This window comes from Acaryochloris sp. IP29b_bin.148 (assembly GCF_028285565.1).
GTDB lineage: Bacteria > Cyanobacteriota > Cyanobacteriia > Thermosynechococcales > Thermosynechococcaceae > Acaryochloris.
In genome coordinates this window covers 1-3979 of sequence record NZ_JANQOY010000015.1, presented here as the reverse complement: position 1 = coordinate 3979, position 3979 = coordinate 1, and the positions used below count along the sequence as shown (strand labels likewise).

Here is a 3979-nt window from a genome sequence, read left to right as displayed (position 1 = left end):
AGGTAGGAGGATATCAAGCACAACGATTTAGATTTCCGTCCAGACTAGCTGCTTCGTAAAGCGTGACATATATGAGTTTTTCTAGCCTGGGCTACTTATCGCTACTCAAAAACAGCTCTAAATCTGATAAGTCTGTGTCTAATCATTGCGGGTTGGTTAATTGCATGGCTACCAAGTCTGCCTTTTTCTTTGTGGCCTTTGGGTTTCTTTTCTTATATTTTTGTCGTTGTCTATGGTTTGATAGTCAGTCATCGATTCAACAGATCAATTTCTCCTCTCCTATTTACACCGATAGGACAAGTTATTTTTATAGTTATGCTCTTGAGATCTACGATGTCCTGCTGGCAACGCGAAGGTGTGGAATGGCGGGGCACATTTTACCCCATTCAGGAATTACGTCGTAATCAACGTGTTGGTCATTGATGAAGAAGTTGCCTAAATTGGCTTGTAATGGTGAGTCTAATTGAGGGAATGCTAATCGACAGCAATCCTCTGCTTTACTGGAATTACACCTGATTTACGGCAATCTATGACCTCTAACAACAAATATTCCAAGGTGCTTCTTGAGTTGAAGGATCACTACCAAAAGACACTAACTGAACTGGAAGCCCAAACGAGTCAACTCAAAACAAAAATCACGTCTCTGGATACGTTGATTGAAGATCCGTTGCTAGGCTCAGACATCCTTTCCGTTCTTCAAGGTGAAGCAGACTCACTCGACTCAGCAGCAACAGCCCCAAAAGTTGCTGAAGCAGTAGCACCTAAAACTGAAGCGAAACCAAAGAAAGCTACCCCAAAAGCTTCACCCTCCACTTCAAAGAAGAAGCCTTCAACTGCCAAGAAAGCAGCATCTCAGGCCAAGGCCAAGAAGAAAAAGCAGGCCAAAGCAACTAAAGCTTCATCCAGCAGTCGGCCCATGCAATGGCCCTACACGGACATGTTTAAGAATGATGCCATCGGACGGATCTTGAAGGACAATGCAGGCAATTTAGTTCACGTTGATGATTTGATTGTGCAACTGTATGGGGAACTGAGCGGGGACGACCTCAAGGTTGAGCGAGATCGGATGAACAAAACCATGTATACAGGAGTCCAAAAGAACCGATGGCGCAAAGATCCTAAAGAACCCATGAGCTATATCTTTGAGGAAAAGTCAGAAGCTAAATCCAAGGAATCCCAAACGGCTAAGGCCAAGAAGCCTTAGAAGGAGACCTTGAAGGTGGCGAGTTTTATTATCGGGCGATCTCAGTGGTGTAATGCGTGATCTTTTTAAGAGTATGCTTCTAAGCATGGAACCAGTTTTACATTGATGTTTTTTAAGCCAACGTCCAAAACACGATGATCCCTATAAACCTTTATGGAAATTGACAAGAAATTCATCATATCTGGAGTTGTAGCATTTCTCTGTGTACTTGCCCCATGCATAGAAACTAAAGCAGAGGATATCCTTACGAGATTTGGTTGTGGTACTGGTTGCATAGTTCGCCAACGGCAACTTTCAAAGGTCGTTAATATGCCAAATGGCTTTCGACGTGTCTTAGTTGAAACGCAGACGTTCGTATCTACTCAGTCTGGATTTCGTCCATGCAGTGCGTCTGACAGATGTGACGGTAGTATAAAAAGGGTGTGGATAGTCGCTGACTGCACAAATTCTCCCAGAGTTAATTTGGGAGCTTATAAGTCGGACGGTTCGGATGGTCGTTGGCTAAATGCCTTCCATCCCAGTGGAAGTCGCGCTGACTCAACGGCTGAAGGAAGGGCCTATTCTCATTGGGCTGCACTTTGTCAATAAGAATTAGTTCCCATCCACCCGCTTGCGATCCTGATATACGTCAACCATCTCCTCAATCCGTTCGATGGTCTCCAATGACCGTAGTCCAGCCATAATATCTGGGGTTTCCTCACCCTACTTGCGCATGGCCCGAAACATTGAAATCAAAGCTCGCATTCATGATATTGAAGCTGTCACCAAACGGGTAGCTCAGTTTGCCGATCAAGGGCCAATCGAGAGTGAGCAAGACGATACCTTTTTTAGGTGTAAGAATGGCAGATTAAAGCTTCGGTCACTATCCAGCACTGAAGGAAAGCTGATTTTCTATCAACGTCAAAATCAACCAGGTCCAAAAGAATCCTTTTACCTGATTTCACCCACTTCATCCCCCAACAGCTTACGTGAAGCTCTGACGTTGGCCTATGGTCAAGCTGGTCGCGTCCGCAAGGTGCGAACCTTATTTCTCGTTGGTAGAACCCGCGTTCATCTGGATAAAGTTGAAGGGTTAGGTCATTTTTTTGAACTGGAAGTGATACTCGAAGAGGGTGAGTCTCCAGAGACGGGGATCGAAGAAGCTCACCTGCTCATGGATAAGCTTGGAGTAGATTCATCACAACTTGTAGAGTGTGCCTATGTAGACCTGCTTACTCAACGATTCTAACTACACAACAAGATGATTCTTCTAGCTTAGTTGAGCCTATATTAGGGCCATCGGTGCGGATGCAATTGCTAAGAATAGAAAAAACGCTCATCGCTAGGTCATGTTTCGGGGGCTGGTGTTGGGGCGAAGGTTGACTAGAGGTGTAGCAAAAGCGGCTGCCCCCGAGACCCGCAAGAGTGTAGCACACCCCAGATCGGCAAGGTCGCCCTCGCAAAACCAGGCTTTTGCTTAGAATCGTTGCACTAACTCGGTTAAGTTGCATGAAAGTTGATTTCTTGTATCCAGACGTCGCTCAATTCCTCAAAGTCCTCTCCTGGTATAAGGATATGGATAGAATCGTGTAGACTGGCAATGAATTCTCCATGCCACAAACCCCTTCCCCTAAAATACTGAACCAACTTGGGACTTCGCTAAATGGATAGGGCCGTCAATTACGATATGCCAATCACATCCCTGTCTACCAACGCAGAATTAGCGGCAATGTTGGGCGATAATCTTCCGTACGTCCTAAGTCATGATGATCTAATGTGATATCCATGAGATGTTCCTTGCCAGATCGTATCGAGAGGCGATCCGCTTGCGAAGCTAGCTCTAACACCCCTTCAGTATCCGTTGAGGTCGTGGAAATAATGACCTCACTAACTGTCTGAGGATTGCGGTTAGGCTGTGGTTTGGGAACCCCCGGATCGTGGAATGGGAAATAGAAACAGAGTGGTTCAGCAATATTGTGAGAATTTGCACCCACATGGAAGCCTCTGGATGGTGGAAAGTAATCAGGTTGGTAATGCCAGCCAGGGAAGGGCATTTTGGGACTGGTATTATCTTTGCAGGGCACAAAAATGAGGCCGAACGGTGAGGCGGTAGGATCATCAGCTCGCTCAGAGAAGTGCAGCTTTCGACCCGGTCCATTTCTCGCTTCATCGGCATCCTTCACCCAGATAAACTCCAGCATGCCATTGGCGAAGTAAAATCGACGGTTGGCAGTTCCCTGGCCTGGATGAGTGTTTCTCGGTCCTTCTCGAAAACCATGTTCAAGCAGCCGATCAGCCACTTTAGCTTCCGGCTCAACCAGTATAAAGAAATGATCCAGCGTCATATTCATAGTCATTTATGCAGGCTTTCTTGCCACAATGAACACCATAATTGAGACGTCATATCCAACACATATCCAAGTTTTCAATCGAAAATAACGTTATTCGATATCAAATATTCTTAAGATCTAGCATGTAGAACAGCATAATATCGTTACTAAGGAATAATATTAAAACTGAGAATAATTGTATTATTTAATACTTTAAATACAAAAATATTTATCTTCTAAATTCTCTTCTGTCATGGGTTTTAGATTTCATTTGTGAGTATTATTTTATGCTGTGACCTGAATCACAGAGAGGCTCATAGCCAACTGTTCTAATACGAAAAGTTCAAACAAGTCAATTTATTTTGAACTGAAGTAAATCCTTTGAGGATAAGTTGAGGTAATACATCATGTCTGAACTATTTACTGAATTATCTGATCAACAGCAAGAGATAGTTGCTGGGGGTGC

3 protein-coding genes are annotated in these 3979 nt (G+C 44.3%); 2 read left to right on the top strand and 1 reads right to left on the bottom strand.

The window, feature by feature from the left end:
• Positions 1-529: 529 nt before the first annotated feature.
• On the top strand, positions 530-1204 hold the full coding sequence (locus Q0986_RS01600; protein WP_299402709.1) for a hypothetical protein: 675 nt from the start codon (positions 530-532) through the stop codon (positions 1202-1204).
• 712 nt (positions 1205-1916) lie between these two features.
• The gene (locus Q0986_RS01595) at positions 1917-2432 is read left to right on the top strand and encodes a class IV adenylate cyclase (protein WP_299402706.1); all 516 of its coding nucleotides are present in this window, start codon (positions 1917-1919) and stop codon (positions 2430-2432) included.
• A gap of 457 nt (positions 2433-2889) precedes the next feature.
• On the opposite strand, the gene Q0986_RS01590 is transcribed toward Q0986_RS01595, so the two are convergent.
• Complete coding sequence (locus Q0986_RS01590) at positions 2890-3534, bottom strand: VOC family protein (RefSeq protein WP_299402704.1); 645 nt, start codon at positions 3532-3534, stop codon at positions 2890-2892.
• Positions 3535-3979: the final 445 nt, after the last annotated feature.

What these genes read in the sequence shown, in the direction of transcription:
- Q0986_RS01600 (WP_299402709.1), top strand. Translation starts at nt 530, where the DNA reads ATGACCTCTAACAACAAATATTCCAAGGTGCTTCTTGAGTTGAAGGAT.
- Q0986_RS01595 (WP_299402706.1), top strand. Translation starts at nt 1,917, where the DNA reads ATGGCCCGAAACATTGAAATCAAAGCTCGCATTCATGATATTGAAGCT.
- Q0986_RS01590 (WP_299402704.1), bottom strand. Translation starts at nt 3,534, where the DNA reads ATGAATATGACGCTGGATCATTTCTTTATACTGGTTGAGCCGGAAGCT.